Consider the following 13,629-nt stretch of genomic DNA (forward strand, 5'->3'; position numbering starts at 1 on the left):
TCCATGGGGGCTCGATGGCGCCATCCATGGCGCCAACGGTCCCGCCACCCCACCCCGACCCAACCCTCTCGTTCTCCACTGCACCGGACAGCAAAAGCGTTGTTGTTATCGGGTGGGGAGGGAAATGTAGAGTCGAGCCATGCTCGACTCAGAGCGAAGCGACCCGCTGTTGCTCCTGCTCTTCTTTTGATCTTCCGTGGCTGGACGCGCACGGAAACTGTCAGAGGCCGGGCGGGGTGGGTTCGCGGGGGTGTCCGCGGCATGGATGCCGCGGCCAAGCCTCCACGGACGGATTCACGGCGTCCCCCGCGAACCCACCCCGCCCGGCCAAGCGCGGCTGTTGCTTTCACGATCCCCCAGCCAGCCACGAGGGGCTCCGCCGTTGGCCGTATCCGCGCCGAAGGCGCGATAATGCCCGGATGGAAACCGTCCGCATCGCCACCCGCAAGAGCCCGCTCGCCCTCTGGCAGAGCGAACACGTCGCCGACCGCCTGCGCCAGGCCCACCCCGGCCTGCACGTGGAACTGGTGCCGATGAGCACCCGCGGCGACGAGGTGCTGGACCGCTCGCTGGCCGCCATTGGTGGCAAGGGCCTGTTCCTGAAGGAGCTGGAGCTGGCCATGCTGCGCGGTGAGGCCGATTGTGCCGTGCATTCGCTGAAGGACGTACCGATGGAGCTGGACGCGCCGTTTGCGTTGCCGGCGATGCTGACCCGCCACGATCCGGCCGATGGTTTCGTCTCCAACCTGTATGCCTCGCTGGAGGCGTTGCCGATCGGTGCGCGTGTCGGCACGTCCTCGCTGCGCCGCCAGGCCCAGTTGCGCGCGCTGCGCCCGGACCTGGAACTGCTGGACCTGCGCGGCAACGTCAACACCCGCCTGGCCAAGCTCGACAATGGTGGCTACGACGCCATCGTGCTGGCCGTGGCCGGGCTGGAACGGCTGGGCCTGGGCCAGCGCATCGTCGCGCGCCTGCAGCCACCGCAGTGGTTGCCGGCGCCGGCACAGGGCGCGGTGGCAGTCGAATGCGATGGCGGCAACGCAGGCCTGATGGCCCTGTTCGCGGGGCTTGATGACGCTTCCACCCGCGCCTGCGTGGAGGCCGAGCGGGCGATGAACCGTGCGCTGCATGGCAGCTGCCACGTGCCGGTGGCGGCGATCGCGCAGTGGCAGGGCGATGACCTGCACCTGCAGGGCCTGGTCGGCAGTGCCAGTGATGGCCGCGCGGTACGCGCCGAAGCGGTGGGACCGGCCAGTGACCCGGATGCGCTGGGCCAGCGCGTGGCGACAATGCTGCTGGACGCCGGTGCCGGCGAGCTGCTGAACGTCTGAGCCACCGTAGGTGGTGCCGGCCGCTGGCCGGCAACCTCGTGATCCTGATTGAGCGCAGTTGCCGGCCAGCGGCCGGCACTACCCGAAAGAAGAACGGGCGCCTCTGGCGCCCGTTGCTTATTTGAACTTGTAGACCACGTTCATCGTGGTCAGCGTATCGGTCTTGCGCTTGTCCTCGGCCACGTCACTGTTGTAACGCGCCTGCCAGCCGGCTTTCAGCGCAAGGTGCTCGTTCATGCTCACCGAAACACCGAAGTCATTCTGGCCGAAGGTGTTGTACGAACCGGATTCGACCAGCAGGGTGTTGACCAGGTCGGTGTTGTCGGTCAGCGAGTACTTCAGGTCGAACAGGCCGCGGCCGATCATGCCGGTACGGGTGCGGTCGTCCTCGGTGCTGTGGGTGCGGCGCACACCGGGGCCGATCTGTGCGTCGAAGGAGAAGCGCTCGGTGTTCCACAGGCGGGTGCCGTAGCCCAGACCGAACGAACTCTGGCGGTCGTAGGTGGCAAAGTCGTCGCGTTCGGTACGTACCGTCGCGGTCAGCTGACGGTGTTCGCCCAGCTGCAGCGCGCTGCCGGCGCTGCCGGTGTAGCGGTTGGCGGTGGTGTTGTTGCGACGGGTGGTGGTGCCGTCGTCGGCGGTCTCGGTCACCTTCGAGCTCGAGCGCAGGCCGAACAGGTCCATGCTGTGCACCCAGTCGCCATCGGTGTAGCGCAGGCGCAGGCGGCCGTTGAAGCTCTCGGTGCTGCTGTTGCCGCGTGCCGACGCGAAGCCGAGCTCGCCGCCGCTGCCGCTCCACGGCGAGGACATCGCCGCCAGTTCGGAAGCATCCTGTGCATACGCGAGCGGCGCGCACAGCAGCAGGGGAATCAGCAGGGACACGCGCAGGGACATCGAGGCTTCTCCGAAGCGATTGACAGCCGGTGATGATACTGGAAGCGTGATGGCGGTCCGAATCGATCCAATGCGCGCTTCAGCGAACGTTGCCGCGATCGCCTATTCAGGGCAGATCGACGCGCAATGCCGGATCGTTGAAGCGCGAGTAGCGCAGGCGCAGCTGGAAGCTGCGGCCATTGCTGCTGCCGCTGCGCACCAGCTGCCGCGGCAGGCCCTGGGCATCGACCCAGTACTCCAGCCGCTCACCGGGCTGGCTGCCACGCAGCCGGTAGTGGCGGGTCTCGACCCCATCCAGCGTCCGGGGGCCCAAGTCCTCGGCCTGCAGGTCGGCGGGCAGGGCATCGGCCGGCAACGGGTTGCGCCACTGTTCGAGCAGGCCCGGCGGGGCCGGCACCTGGCGGATCGCGCCCTCGGCCTGCAGGAACAGCGTGTCACCGATGATCGTCTGCGGTCCGGCCGGGGTCTGCACGCGGAAACGGTCGGGGGCGACGAAGTCCATGGCGCTGCGCACCGGCTGGGGGGCGCCCAGGACCTCCAGCTCGGCGTGGAAGCTGCGCAGCGCGGCGAAGCGCTGGCTGGCGCCCAGCACGGCCTGCGCCGGATCGGCGGCCGGTACCGGGGCTTCGGTGCTGGCCGGTACCGGTGCGCGATCGCAGGCAGCCAGCAGCAGGCAGGCCAGCAGGGACAGGGCAGGCAACCGGCGCATCGGGCGTTCCATGGGGGTGGGGGCGACCACGATAGCCCAAACGTCCCACACAAGACCCGCGAGTCGGACATAATCGGGGGTATGGACCGATACGAACGCATCACCGCCCTGCATCGTCTGCTCAAGTCCGCGCGCTATCCGGTGACGGTGGCGACCCTGCAGGACAAGCTCGGTTGTTCCCGTGCCACCGTCTACCGCGACCTGGCCTTCCTGCGCGACGCGCTGATGGCGCCGATCGAGGGCGACGGTGAGGCCGGCTTCCGCTACCACGCCGACGAAAGCGATCGCTTCGAGCTGCCCGGCCTGTGGCTGAGCTCGGAGGAGCTGCATGCCCTGCTGGCCTCGCAGCACCTGCTGGCGCGCACCGGCGGCGGCGTGCTGTCGTCGGTGCTGGCACCGCTGCAGCAGCGCATCGAAAGCCTGCTGGCGGCCCAGGCAGGCGTCTCCAGCTGGCCGGTGGACCGCGTGCGGGTGATCCCGCACCGTGGCCGCAAGTTCGATGAAGGCAGCTTCCGCAGCGTGGCGTCGGCGGTGCTGGAGCGCCGCCAGCTGGCGTTCGAGTACCGCGCCCGCTCCACCGACGAGCCGACCAAGCGCACGGTCTCGCCGCAGCGCCTGACCCACTACCGCGACAACTGGTACCTGGATGCCTGGGACCACGACCGCGACGCGCTGCGCAGCTTCGCCGTCGATCGCATCCACAAGGCGCGGGTGGTCGACAGCACCGCCCGCGATGTTGCCGACAGCGAACTGGACGAGCAGCTGGGCGCCAGCTACGGGATCTTCTCCGGCGCGCCGAAGGGCTGGGCGACCATCCTGTTCAGCGCCAAGGCCGCGCGCTGGGTGGCCGACGAGCACTGGCACTCCAAGCAGCAGGGCCGCTTCCTGGCCGATGGCCGCTATGAACTGAAGGTGCCGTACAGCGTCTCGCGCGAGCTGCTGATGGACGTGCTGCACTATGGCTCGGATGCCGAGATCGTGGAGCCGGTGATGCTGCGCGAGCAGGCCAAGGCACTGCTCGAGCTGGCCCTGAGCAACTACGACAACGCCTGACCCTCCCCACGAGAACCCCACCCCCCATGAAGAAGACCCTGTTGCTGCCCCTGCTCGCCGCCGCGCTGGCCCTGACCGCCTGCGGCAAATCCGGCGAACCCTCGCAGAAGCTGGTGGTGGCCGCCACGGCCGTGCCGCACGCCGAGATCCTCGAGGTGGTCAAACCGATCCTCAAGCAGGAAGGCGTGGACCTGGACGTGCGCGTGTTCAACGACTACGTGCAGCCCAACGACCAGCTGGTGCAGAAGCAGGTGGACGCCAACTACTTCCAGACCGAGCCGTACCTGGATGCCTACAACCGCGACCGCAAGACCGACCTGGTGAAGGTGATCGGCGTGCACATCGAGCCGTTCGGTGCGTACTCGCGCAAGATCAAGTCGCTGGCCGAGCTGCGTGAGGGCGCCGACGTGGTGATCCCGAACGACCCGAGCAACAACAGCCGCGCGCTGATCCTGCTGCACAAGGCCGGCGTGATCGAGTTGAAGGACCCGACCAACGCGCTGTCGACCCAGCGCGACATCATCGCCAACCCGAAGAACCTGAAGTTCCGCGAGCTGGACTCGGCAATGCTGCCGCGCGTGCTGGACCAGGTCGACCTGGCCCTGATCAACACCAACTACGCGCTGGATGCCGGCCTCAACCCGACCCAGGACGCGCTGGCGATCGAAAGCAAGGATTCGCCGTACGTGAACTTCCTGGTCGCGCGCCCGGACAACAAGGACGATGCCCGCGTGCAGAAGCTGGCCAAGGCGCTGACCAGCCCGCAGGTGAAGGCCTTCATCGAAGCCAAGTACAAGGGCGCGGTGCTGCCGGCGTTCTGACCGGCGCTACGCACGCTCTGGCCATGCGCTAGTGCCGGCCGCCGGCCGGCAATCGGCAAACGCCGCCAAGGATCATGGGGTTGCCGGCCAGCGGCCGGCACTACCTCAGTCGACGTGGAAGGCGAGGGTGGCAGCCACCGCCTGCTGCCACCCGGCATACAGCTTCTCGCGCCGCGCCACCTCCATCTGTGGTTCGAAGCGGCGGTCCAGGCCCCATTGCGCGGCGATCTGCTCGCGGCTGGTCCAGAACCCGACGGCCAGCCCGGCGAGGTAGGCCGCACCCAGCGCGGTGGTCTCGGTCAGCCGCGGCCGCAGCAACGGCACGCCGAGGATGTCGGCCTGGAAACCGGCCAGGAAATCGTTGCCGATCGCACCGCCATCAGCGCGCAGCTCGGTCAGCGCGATGCCTGCATCGGACTGCATCGCATCCAGCACATCGCGGGTCTGGTAGGCCATCGCTTCCAGCGCGGCGCGCACGAAGTGCGCCTTGCGCGTGCCCCGGGTCAGCCCGAACATCGCACCGCGCACGTCACTGCGCCAATAGGGCGCGCCCAGACCGACGAACGCAGGCACCAGGTAGGCACCTCCACTGTCGGGCACCTGTGCGGCCAACGCCTGGCTGTCGCCGGCGCGCTCGATCATGCGCAGGCCGTCGCGCAGCCACTGCACCACCGAGCCGGCCACGAAGATCGAGCCCTCCAGCGCGTACTCCACGCGCCCGTCCAGGCCCCAGGCGATGGTAGTCAGCAGTCCGTTGCGCGAACGCACCGCCTGGGTGCCGGTATGCATCAGCATGAAGCAGCCGGTGCCATAGGTGTTCTTGACCATGCCCGGCTGGAAGCAGGCCTGGCCGAACAGCGCCGCCTGCTGGTCACCGGCGATGCCGGCGATCGGGATCGGATGGTCAAAGAAGAACTGTGGCCGGGTGTGCGCGTATACCGAACTGGAATCGCGCACCTGCGGCAGCATCGCGCGCGGGATGTCCAGCAGCGCCAGCAGGTCGTCATCCCAGTCCAGCGTGTGGATGTTGAACAGCAGCGTGCGCGCTGCATTGCTGTAGTCGGTCACGTGCGCCTGGCCGCCGCTGAGGTTCCACACCAGCCAGCTGTCGATGGTGCCGAACAGCAGTTCGCCGCGCTCGGCCCGCTGTTGCGCGCCCTCCACATGGTCGAGGATCCAGCGCACCTTGGTTGCGGAAAAGTACGCATCGATCAGCAGGCCGGTGCGCTCGCGCACCAGCGCCTCGTGGCCATCGGACTTCAGCCGCTCGCAGAGGGCGTGGCTCTGCCGCGACTGCCAGACGATGGCGTTGTGGATCGGCTGGCCGGTGGCGCGATCCCAGACCACGGTGGTCTCGCGCTGGTTGGTGATGCCCAGCGCGGCGATATGACGCGGGTCGATCTGCCCGCGGCTGAGCAGTTCGGTCAGCGTGGCATACACGCTGGTGAGGATCTCGCGCGGGTCATGCTCGACCCAGCCCGGGTGCGGGAAGATCTGCGCGAACTCGCGCTGCGCGCTGCCGACGATGTTGCCGGCACGGTCGAACAGGATCGCGCGCGAACTGGTGGTGCCCTGGTCGATGGCCAGCACGTAGCGGGGCGTCATGCAGCGTCTCCGGTAGCGATGGTATTGGTAGAGTCGAGCTTGCTCGACTGCTCTTCATGCCAGTCGAGCAAGCTCGACTCTACCGTCTATCCATCCATGCCTGCAGCGGTGCCACCTGCGCGGCATCCAGCCGCAACCCCAGCTTGCTCCGTCGCCACAGCACATCGTCGGCGTTGCAGGCCCACTCATGCTCCCGCAGGAAATCCACTTCGCGCGCATGCAGGCCCGCACCGAAGTGCTCGCCAAGATCGTCCACGGTCTGCGCTTTACCCAGCAGCATCGCGCTGCGGCTGCCGTAGGCCCCGGCCCAGCGTCGCGCGATATCCGCGGGCAACCAGGGGGCCTGCGCCATCAGCTGCGAGCGGGCCTGTGCGGCGTCCCCCCAGTCGCTGCCGGGCAGTGCGGCTCCCGTTGCGGTCCAGGCGGGCCCCATCTGCGGCAGGGCGGGGCGCAGCAGGTCCAGCGTTTCTTCGGCCAGTATCCGGTAGGTGGTCAGTTTGCCGCCGAGCACGTGCAGTGCCGGCGCGGGATCGGACTGTACCTGCAGGCGGTAGTCGCGGCTCAGCTTTGCCGCACGCGGGTCCGGATCGGCCAGCAACGGGCGTACACCGGCGAACTGCCAGGCCACGTCTTCGGCGGCGATCGGTTCGCGCAGGTAGCGGTTGGCTGCATCGCACAGGTAGGCCACCTCGGACGGCAGCACGCTGCAGCGCGCCGGGTCGCCACGGTAATCGGTGTCGGTGGTGCCGATCAGCAGGTGGTCATGGGCGAACGGCAGCAGGAACACCACACGTCCGTCGGGCTGCTGCAGCAGGCAGGCACTGTCATCGGGCCAGGGGCGGCGCACCACGATGTGGCTGCCCTGCACCAGGCGCAGGGCGGGACCACCGCTGCGGGCCTGCATTCGTTCCAGCAGGCCACCGGCCCAGGGACCGGCCGCGTTGGCCACCGCGCGTGCGGTCACGTGCCGTTGCTGACCATCGCGGGTTTCCAGCACGGCCTGCCAACGGCCCTGCAGCGCACGCAGTTCGGTGCAGCGGCTGCGCACCTGCACCTGCGCGCCGCGCTGCGCGGCATCCAGTGCGTTCAGCAGTACCAGCCGCGCATCATCGACCTGCGCATCGGCATAGCTGAAGGCCTGCCGCAGCGTCGGGGAGAGCCAGGCGCCGAGTGAATCCTGCTGCAGGTCCAGCGCGTGCGAGGCGGGGAACGCAGGGCTGCACCGGCCCAGGTGGTCGTACAGCCACAGCCCCACACGCAGCATCCAGCGCGGGCGCAGGTGCGGTTCCCAGGGCAGAACGAAGCGCAACGGATGGACGAGGTGCGGTGCCTGCCGGCGCACCACCTCGCGCTCGCCCAGCGCCTTGCGCACAAGGCCCAGTTCGCCCTGCTCCAGATAGCGCAGGCCGCCGTGGATCAGTTTGCTGCTGGCGCTGGAGGTGTGCGCGGCCAGATCGTGCTGTTCGCACAGCAGTACCCGCAGGCCGCGACCGGCCGCGTCACGGGCGATGCCGGCACCGTTGATGCCGCCACCGATCACCAGCAGGTCAACCTCCTCCATCGCGCCTCCGCATCCTGTGTCTGTAGAGTCGAGCTTGCTCGACTGCGTTGACGAGAGTCGAGCAAGCTCGACTCTACAGACAGCAGGTGACGGAAACGACGACGGGCCCCGCAGGGCCCGTCGCGTTGCATCAATGAAGCGGTGCTGCCTGGATCAGAAGCGGGCGCCGATGCCGAAGCCGACGGTCCACGGATCCATCTTGGCTTCGCCGATCTTCTCGCCGCCGACCTTGATGTCCGGGCGGGCGCGCATGTAGCGGGCGTCGGCACGGGCGAACCAGGTGGAGTTGATGTTCATGTCGACGCCGACGGTGCCGATCACGCCCTTGGCATCCTTGAAGCGGATGTCGGTGTCAGCGCCGTTGCCCAGCTTCTCGTTGCTGAAGCTCGACTGGTAGTAACCGACGCCCACGAACGGGCGGAACACGTTGTCAGCCTGGCCGAAGTGGTACTGGCCGCTCAGCGCGATCGGCTGCTGCTCGACCGAGCCCAGGCGGGCATTGTTCGGGCCCTTGAACTTGTTCTCGAACTTGTCGGCAGCGCCCCACAGCTCAACGGCCCAGTTGTCGTTGATGTAGTAGCTGAAGCTGACGGTCGGCGCCGGGCCGCCATCGGTCTTCTTCACGCCGGTGATCGGGTCGTTCTTCGGTTCCAGCAGCGAGATGCCGCCAACAACGGCAAAATGCTTGCCCGAAGCGGTATCGGTGCTGCTGTCCTGGGCGAAAGCGGCCGGCGCGAACGCGGCGGAGGTCAGCAGGGCGAGACTCAGGATACGGATGGAGCGCATGGGGGTATCTCCTAATGTTTCTTGTTTCGGGCCCCCGGTTGCGGGGCGAGCACACCGTAGTCGCCTCAACATGAATCGAATCCGACGCGCGTTAAAAATTAGTTTTATTCGTTCAGCGAGTAGTGCGAAAAGCCTGTATTCATGGGGTTTTCGTACATCCGTGACATTCATTCAGTTGGAGAAGATGTGAGCGCCGCGACGATGTGCATCGGCCTGCAAGCGCAGGTGAACGTGGATTGCAGGGTGCTGCTGCTGGGATCGATGCCGGGTGTGGCATCGCTGCATGAGCAGCGCTACTACGCGCATCCGCGCAATCGCTTCTGGCCGCTGTTGGCGGAAATCTGCGGGTTTGATGCGGGCCTGCCGTATGCACAGCGGTTGCAGGCATTGAACGCCGCGGGCGTCGGCCTGTGGGATGTGATCGGCCAGTGCGAGCGGCGCGGCAGCCTGGATGCGGACATCGTGCGCGGCACGGAAGTGCCCAATGCGCTGCCGTCACTGATCGCCTCGCTTCCTGAGCTGGAGCTGATCGCCTGCAATGGCGCGGCGTCGATGCAGGCGTTCCAGCGCTGGGTGCTGCCCCGGCTGGAGGCGCCGCCGAGGCTGCTGGCGCTGCCCTCCACCAGCCCGGCCAATGCGGCGTGGTCGCTGCCGCGCCTGCGCCTGGCGTGGCAGCCGGTGGCCGACGTGCTGGCGACATCAAGCGGACATCGTCGGGACAATACGCTACCGACTGGTCAAGGCCGCAACCCATGAGCAACAGCGTGTCCCGGCTGCGTGCGTACTGAAAACACCTGTAACGGTTGGCGCTGGACCCCGCTGGCCGCACAATAGACGTTTCCCTACACCAGATTGCCGGAGTTATCCCCATGGCCGAAATCAAGGAAGCACTTGTCCCCGATATCGGTGACTACAGCGATATCCCGGTAATCGAGGTGCTTGTCGCCGTCGGCGACACGGTCAAGAAGGACCAGGGCCTGGTGACGCTGGAAAGCGACAAGGCGACCATGGAAGTGCCGTCCTCGGTGGCGGGCGTGGTCAAGGAACTCAAGGTCAAGGTCGGCGACACCCTGTCCGAAGGCAAGGTCGTGGCGCTGATCGAAGTGGCCGAAGGCGAAGCTGCCAAGCCTGCCGCCGCCGCACCGGCACCGGCCAAGGCCGCTGCCCCGGCACCTGCCACCCAGAGCGCGCCGGCCCCGGCCGCTGCTGCCCCGGCCGCCAGCGGCGGTGCCGTTGAAGCGCTGGTGCCGGACATCGGCGATTACACCGATATTCCGGTCATCGAAGTGCTGGTTGCCGTCGGCGATACGGTCAAGAAGGACCAGGGCCTGGTCACGCTGGAAAGCGACAAGGCCACCATGGAAGTGCCGTCGTCGGTCGCTGGCGTGGTCAAGGAGCTGAAGGTCAAGGTCGGCGACAACCTGTCGCAGGGTGCCGTGGTCGCCATCATCGAGGCCGAGGGCGCTGCTGCGCCGGCTCCGAGCAAGGCGGCCGCTGCCGCTGCCCCGGCCGCCGCCGAAACCGCCACCAAGGTCGAGCCGGTCGCCGTTCCGGCCCAGCCGGACAAGCTGGCCGCCCGCGAAATCGCCTCGGCCGGTACCCCGTCCAGCCCGCCGGTGCAGTTCAATGCCGATGGCGTGCTGCCGGCCAAGGTGCCGTACGCCACCCCGGCGGTGCGTGTGTTCGCGCGCGAACTGGGCGTGGACCTGCTGCAGATCAGCGGCACCGAGAAGGGTGGCCGCATCACCAAGGGTGACGTGCAGAAGTTCGTCAAGGCCGCGCTCAGCGGTGGCGTGCCGGCTGCTGCCGGTGGTGCCGTTGCCGCCGGTGGTGGCCTGAACCTGCTGCCGTGGCCGAAGGTCGACTTCAGCAAGTTCGGCGAGACCGAAGTGCAGCCGCTGTCGCGCATCAAGAAGATTTCCGGCGCGAACCTCGCCCGCAACTGGGCGATGATCCCGCACGTCACCCAGTTCGAGCAGGCCGACATCACCGACCTGGAAGGCCTGCGCGTGGCGCTGAACAAGGAGAACGAGAAGGCCGGCATCAAGCTGACCATGCTCGCCTTCCTGATCAAGGCCAGCGCCGCGGCGCTGAAGAAGTTCCCGGAATTCAACGCCTCGCTCGATGCCAGCGGTGAAAACCTGACCCTGAAGAAGTACTTCCACATCGGTTTCGCCGCCGACACGCCGAACGGCCTGGTTGTGCCGGTCATCCGCGACGTGGACAAGAAGGGCGTGGTGCAGATCGCGCAGGAAACCGGCGAACTGGCCAAGAAGGCGCGCGACGGCAAGCTGGGCCCGGCCGACATGAGCGGCGGCTGCTTCTCGATCAGCTCGCTGGGCGGCATCGGCGGCACCGCGTTCACCCCGATCGTCAATGCACCGGAAGTGGCCATCCTCGGCGTCTCCAAGTCCTCCATCCAGCCGGTCTGGAATGGCAAGGAATTCGCGCCGAAGCTGATGCTGCCGCTGTCGCTGAGCTACGACCACCGCGTCATCGATGGCGCCCTGGCCGCACGCTTCACCACCTACCTGTCGCAGGTACTGGCCGACATGCGCCGCGTGCTGCTGTAAGGCACCGCTTCGCCCCCACCGTGTGGCCGCTGCCCCCCTGGCGCGGCTGCGTGAACAGATGCAGTGACAGCCCGTCGGCCATGCCGGCCGGGCACGAGGAAAACCACCATGGCCACGATTGAAGTCAAGGTTCCCGACATCGGCGATTACAGCGATGTGCCGGTGATCGAAGTGTTGGTCGCCGTCGGCGACACGGTGAAGAAGGACCAGGGTCTGGTGACCCTGGAATCGGACAAGGCCACCCTGGAAGTGCCGTCCTCGGCCGCTGGTGTGGTCAAGGAACTGAAGGTCAAGCTGGGTGACAGCCTGTCCGAAGGCGCCGTGGTCGTGGTGCTGGAAACCGAAGGCGCCGCCGAAGCCCCGGCCAAGGCCGCGGCTCCGGCTCCGGCCGCAGCTGCGCCGGCCAACAAGCCGCCGGTGACCCCGTCGCACCGCGCCCCGGCCGAACCGGCCGCGCCGAAGCCGGCGCTGTCCAGCGGCAAGCCGGCCGATATCGAATGCGAAATGGTCGTGCTGGGCTCGGGCCCGGGCGGCTACACCGCCGCCTTCCGCGCCGCCGACGTCGGCCTGGACACCGTGCTGGTCGAGCGCTACGCCAGCCTCGGCGGCGTCTGCCTCAACGTCGGCTGCATTCCGTCCAAGGCACTGCTGCACGCCGCTGCGGTCATCGACGAAGTGGCCCACGCCGGTGATTTCGGCGTCGAGTTCGGCAAGCCGACCATCACCCTGGACAAGCTGCGCCAGTACAAGGAAAAGGTCGTCAACCAGCTGACCAAGGGCCTGGCCGGCATGGCCAAGCAGCGCAAGGTCCGCAGCGTGCAGGGCGTCGGCAGGTTCGTTTCGGCCAACGAGCTGGAAATCACCGCCGCTGACGGCAGCACGCAGTTGCTGCGCTTCCAGAAGTGCATCATCGCCGCGGGTTCGCAGGCGGTGAAGCTGCCCAACTTCCCGTGGGACGACACGCGCGTGATGGACTCCACCGATGCGCTGGAGCTGGCCGAAGTGCCGGGCTCGCTGCTGGTTGTCGGTGGCGGCATCATCGGCCTGGAAATGGCCACCGTGTATGGCGCGCTGGGCAGCAAGGTCACCGTGGTCGAGTTCATGGACCAGCTGATGCCGGGCGCCGACAAGGACCTGGTCAAGCCGCTGGCCGACCGCCTGAAGAAGCAGGGCATCGAAGTGCACCTGAAGACCAAGGCCTCGGGCGTCACCGCCGATGCCAAGGGCATCACCGTCACCTTCGAAGCCGCCGAGGAAGGCCAGGCGCCTGCGCTGGCGCAGGGCACCTTCGACCGCGTGCTGGTGGCCGTGGGCCGCTCGCCGAACGGCAAGAAGATCGATGCCGAGAAGGCGGGCGTGCAGGTCACCGAGCGTGGCTTCATTCCGGTGGATCGCCAGATGCGCACCAACGTGCCGCACATCTTTGCCATCGGCGACATCGTCGGCAACCCGATGCTGGCCCACAAGGCCACGCACGAAGGCAAGCTGGCCGCCGAAGTGGCCGCTGGCCACAAGAAGGAGTGGGTGGCGCGCGTGATTCCGTCGGTGGCCTACACCAACCCGGAAATCGCCTGGGTCGGCGTCACCGAGACCGAAGCCAAGGCCAAGGGCCTGAAGGTTGGCGTGGCCAAGTTCCCGTGGGCGGCCAGCGGCCGCGCGATCGGCATCGGCCGTACCGAGGGCTTCACCAAGCTGATCTTCGACGAGGAGACCCACCGCATCATCGGTGGTGCCATCGTCGGCGTGCATGCCGGTGACCTGTTGGCCGAGATCGGCCTGGCCATCGAGATGGGTGCCGAAGCCGAAGACATCGGCCACACCATCCATGCGCACCCGACGCTGAGCGAATCGGTGGCGATGGCCTCGGAAATCTACGACGGCACGATCACCGACCTGTACATGCCGAAGAAGAAGTAAGGCGCCCGCGCCGTTGCGAACGAAAAGCCCTGGCTTCTGCCGGGGCTTTTTTGTTGGCTGCGGGGCGTCTTCGGCTGTTGTCATCGCGAGCGTTCGGGCCGCTGCGCGGGTGGCAGGCATTTCGACAAATGTCCCCCGTCGCCCGCCTGTGGCGGTCGCCTCCTCCTTTACTTTGTCGAAATGCCCGCCACCCGCGCAGCGGCTCGGCCTGCGGACCGTCGAGAGCAGCTGCCAAAGCCACCCGGATGCCTGACACGCGGAGGGAGCGGGGGCTGTGTGCGAAGTAAAGGAGGAGGCGTCGGCCGCAGGCCGGCGCCGGGGGACATTCGCACGCAGCCACCGCTCCCTCCAGCGCTCGACCCAGCCGCTCTTGCTCCTG

The 13,629-nt window shown here is 67.6% G+C and carries 11 protein-coding genes; 6 read left to right on the forward strand and 5 right to left on the reverse strand.

Annotation, left to right across the window (positions count from 1 at the left end):
* The first annotated feature begins 419 nt into the window (after positions 1 to 419).
* Entirely contained in the window at positions 420 to 1,331 is a 912-nt protein-coding gene (gene hemC / locus AC5P7U_RS05465; RefSeq protein WP_312563203.1) for a hydroxymethylbilane synthase, read from the forward strand.
* 117 nt (positions 1,332 to 1,448) lie between these two features.
* Here the strand turns inward: hemC and AC5P7U_RS05470 are convergent, their stop codons facing one another.
* Together AC5P7U_RS05470 and AC5P7U_RS05475 are read right to left on the reverse strand one after the other, a co-directional pair.
* Entirely contained in the window at positions 1,449 to 2,225 is a 777-nt protein-coding gene (locus tag AC5P7U_RS05470; RefSeq protein WP_006471539.1) for a DUF481 domain-containing protein, read from the reverse strand.
* A gap of 106 nt (positions 2,226 to 2,331) precedes the next feature.
* Positions 2,332 to 2,934 (reverse strand): LolA-like protein, encoded by a 603-nt coding sequence (locus AC5P7U_RS05475; RefSeq protein ID WP_197565117.1) that lies wholly within the window; start codon positions 2,932 to 2,934, stop codon positions 2,332 to 2,334.
* A gap of 81 nt (positions 2,935 to 3,015) precedes the next feature.
* Here AC5P7U_RS05475 and AC5P7U_RS05480 point away from each other — a divergent pair, with 81 nt between their 5' ends.
* Both AC5P7U_RS05480 and AC5P7U_RS05485 read left to right on the forward strand, forming a co-directional pair.
* Positions 3,016 to 3,987, forward strand: coding sequence for a helix-turn-helix transcriptional regulator (locus AC5P7U_RS05480; RefSeq protein ID WP_008267051.1), 972 nt, complete (start codon positions 3,016 to 3,018; stop codon positions 3,985 to 3,987).
* 26 nt (positions 3,988 to 4,013) lie between these two features.
* Positions 4,014 to 4,808 (forward strand): MetQ/NlpA family ABC transporter substrate-binding protein, encoded by a 795-nt coding sequence (locus AC5P7U_RS05485; protein ID WP_006471536.1) that lies wholly within the window; start codon positions 4,014 to 4,016, stop codon positions 4,806 to 4,808.
* Positions 4,809 to 4,913: 105 nt separating this feature from the next.
* Here the strand turns inward: AC5P7U_RS05485 and glpK are convergent, their stop codons facing one another.
* The 3 genes from glpK to AC5P7U_RS05500 form a co-directional block, all read right to left on the reverse strand.
* The gene (glpK, locus tag AC5P7U_RS05490) at positions 4,914 to 6,413 is read right to left on the reverse strand and encodes a glycerol kinase GlpK (protein ID WP_049458454.1); all 1,500 of its coding nucleotides are present in this window, start codon (positions 6,411 to 6,413) and stop codon (positions 4,914 to 4,916) included.
* Positions 6,414 to 6,492: 79 nt separating this feature from the next.
* On the reverse strand, positions 6,493 to 7,974 hold the full coding sequence (gene glpD, locus AC5P7U_RS05495; RefSeq protein WP_006471450.1) for a glycerol-3-phosphate dehydrogenase: 1,482 nt from the start codon (positions 7,972 to 7,974) through the stop codon (positions 6,493 to 6,495).
* A gap of 153 nt (positions 7,975 to 8,127) precedes the next feature.
* The gene (locus tag AC5P7U_RS05500; RefSeq protein WP_006471404.1) at positions 8,128 to 8,760 is read right to left on the reverse strand and encodes an OmpW/AlkL family protein; all 633 of its coding nucleotides are present in this window, start codon (positions 8,758 to 8,760) and stop codon (positions 8,128 to 8,130) included.
* Between the two features lie 186 nt (positions 8,761 to 8,946).
* On the opposite strand from AC5P7U_RS05500, the gene AC5P7U_RS05505 reads away from it, so the two are divergent.
* From AC5P7U_RS05505 to lpdA, 3 genes are all read left to right on the forward strand, one after another.
* On the forward strand, positions 8,947 to 9,516 hold the full coding sequence (locus tag AC5P7U_RS05505; protein WP_197563975.1) for a DNA-deoxyinosine glycosylase: 570 nt from the start codon (positions 8,947 to 8,949) through the stop codon (positions 9,514 to 9,516).
* 113 nt (positions 9,517 to 9,629) lie between these two features.
* Positions 9,630 to 11,333: a dihydrolipoyllysine-residue acetyltransferase gene (gene aceF, locus AC5P7U_RS05510; protein WP_197563974.1), complete on the forward strand. Its 1,704-nt coding sequence runs from the start codon at positions 9,630 to 9,632 to the stop codon at positions 11,331 to 11,333.
* A gap of 108 nt (positions 11,334 to 11,441) precedes the next feature.
* Complete coding sequence (gene lpdA / locus AC5P7U_RS05515) at positions 11,442 to 13,250, forward strand: dihydrolipoyl dehydrogenase (RefSeq protein ID WP_197563973.1); 1,809 nt, start codon at positions 11,442 to 11,444, stop codon at positions 13,248 to 13,250.
* Positions 13,251 to 13,629 lie beyond the last annotated feature (379 nt).

Source organism: Stenotrophomonas sp. YJH_SMC_57, assembly GCF_059369755.1.